The 2,135-nt window shown below is 71.9% G+C and carries 2 protein-coding genes; both read right to left on the bottom strand.

Annotated elements, in window-relative coordinates:
* Positions 1–42 precede the first annotated feature (42 nt).
* Entirely contained in the window at positions 43–1,503 is a 1,461-nt protein-coding gene (locus tag ACWIE7_RS18915) for an MFS transporter (RefSeq protein ID WP_454058252.1), read from the bottom strand.
* Positions 1,504–1,574: 71 nt separating this feature from the next.
* The coding region (locus ACWIE7_RS18910; protein ID WP_454070290.1) for a 1,6-dihydroxycyclohexa-2,4-diene-1-carboxylate dehydrogenase at positions 1,575–2,135 on the bottom strand (561 nt) is incomplete at its 5' end.

Raw genomic sequence — 2,135 nt, 5'->3', positions numbered from 1 at the left:
GCGCGGTGGCGGCTGTGACGCGGGAGGGAGGTGGTCATTCCGTCAGCCTAGGGTCGACTCCGACCGCGAGTCCGGTGTCGCGACAGAGTCGACCGATGCGGTCCCGGGCTCGAATACCAGCGGCGCCTCGGGCTCGGCGGGGGCCGCCGGCTCCTCCGTGACCGGCGATCGCGGGACGGCCAGGGTCAGGCCGGCGCCGACCAGCGCGATACCGCCGAACACCAGGAACGAGGTCTCCGCCCGGAGACCACCGGCGACGAGCAGCCCGCCGATGACCGGCCCCAGGATGCCGCCGAGGCGACCGAAGCCGGCACACCAGGCCACCCCCGCCGCGCGGGCACCCGTCTCGTAGTAGTTGGAGACGAAGCCGTACAGCAACACCTGGGTGCCGATCGTGCCCATCCCGGCCGCCGCCACGAGCAGCACCATGAGCGCGAACGGGGGGGAGATGGTGATCACGACCAATGCCAGTGCGGCCAGGACGAACGAGCAGGCCACGATCACGCGCGGGCCGTGACGGTCAGCGAGCCACGAGGCGGCCAGGCCGCCGATGATCGCACCGCCGTTGAGGACCAGCAGGAAGCCGAGCGAGCTCGTGGCGTCGACACCGTAGGTCTTCATGATCGTCGGTAGCCACGTGTTGAGTCCGTAGGTCAGCAGCAGGCCGGCGAAGCTCATGAACCCCAGCAGGAGCGTGCCGAATCGGTAGTCGGGGGACAGCAGGGCGGCGAAGCCGGTACGTGAACGGGCCCGGGTGGGCGCGTTGTCGTCGTCGCTCCCGGGTGCGGCCGGCTCCACGGCGCCGGGTGCCTCGACCACGGCCATCGCCCGCGGCAGACCGTAGGCGTCGCACACCGTGCGGGCGCGCTCGACACGGCCACGGGAGGCCAACCACCGCGGCGACTCCGGGAGCGCGAACCACGCGTACGGCAGCACCGCCACCAGTGGCAGCGCGCCGATGAGGAACAGCCCGCGCCACCCGATGTGGTCGCGCAGGATCATCGCCAGTGCCGAGGCGACCACACCACCGGCGGGGATGCCGCTGTAGACCACGGCGTTGAACAGGTTCCGTCGCCCGGCGGGCGCGAACTCGGCGATCACCGCGCCTGCGGTCGCCACGATCGCACCGATCCCGACACCGGTGAGCAGGCGCAGGATGCCGAACGTCGTGATATCCCGCGCCAGGGCGGTGGCGGCCATACCGACCGAGAACCAGGCGACCGCGCCGAGAATGATCCTGCGTCGGCCGATCCGGTCACCGATCGCACCGGCGCTGAGCGCGCCGATCATCACGCCGACCAACGCGTACGAGCCGAGAGCACCGGCCTGGGCCGCACCGAGCGCGCCGATCTGCGAAGGGTCGTTCATCAGGGTCGGCAGCACGGCACCGTAGACGACGAGGTCGTAGCCGTCGAACAGGATGGTCAGCGCCACCACGGCGAGCACGCCGTACACGGTGCGCCGATGCGCCGGGGACTCCCACACAGGCTGGGCAGGGGCGATGGACACGGAAGAGCTCCGTTCGGTGGGGTACGGGGAGGGCAGGGCTACGGCCCGGGTCGGGGTGGGAGGCGTCAGCCCTGGTCGCCACCGGCGACGGGCAGGACTGATCCGGTGATGTAGGAGGCCTCGTCCGAGGCGAGGAAGCAGATGGGCGCGGCCTGCTCGTGCAGCGTTCCGTAGCGGCCCAGCGCGGTGGACTCGACGGTCTGGTCGACGATCTGCGAGTACCAGGCCTTCTCCTGCTCGGTGCGGGCGTCACCGCCGCGGGAGATCCGACGCTCGGGGGCGAGCGTGCCGCCGGGGGCGGTGGCCACCACCCGGACCCCGTGGGGTGCGGCCTCGAGCGCGAGGGCCGAGGTCAGCCCGTTGACACCCCCCTTGGCCGCCGCGTACGGCACGCGGTTGACACCGCGCGTGGCCACGGAGGAGACGTTGACGATCGTGCCGGCACCGCGGTCGACCATGGCCGGCAGCACGGCGCGGCACATCCACAGCGTCGGGAACAGCGAGCGCTGTACCTCCGCCTCGATCTGGTCGGCGGAGTACTCGTGGTACGGGCGCGCCCAGATCGTGCCGCCCACGTTGTTGATGAGCACGTCGATCCGGCCGTGCGCCGTCAGCGCGGCGTCGGC

The sequence above is a fragment of the Dietzia sp. NPDC055343 genome, from assembly GCF_053645265.1.
This window is presented reverse-complemented; position numbering and strand designations above follow the sequence as displayed.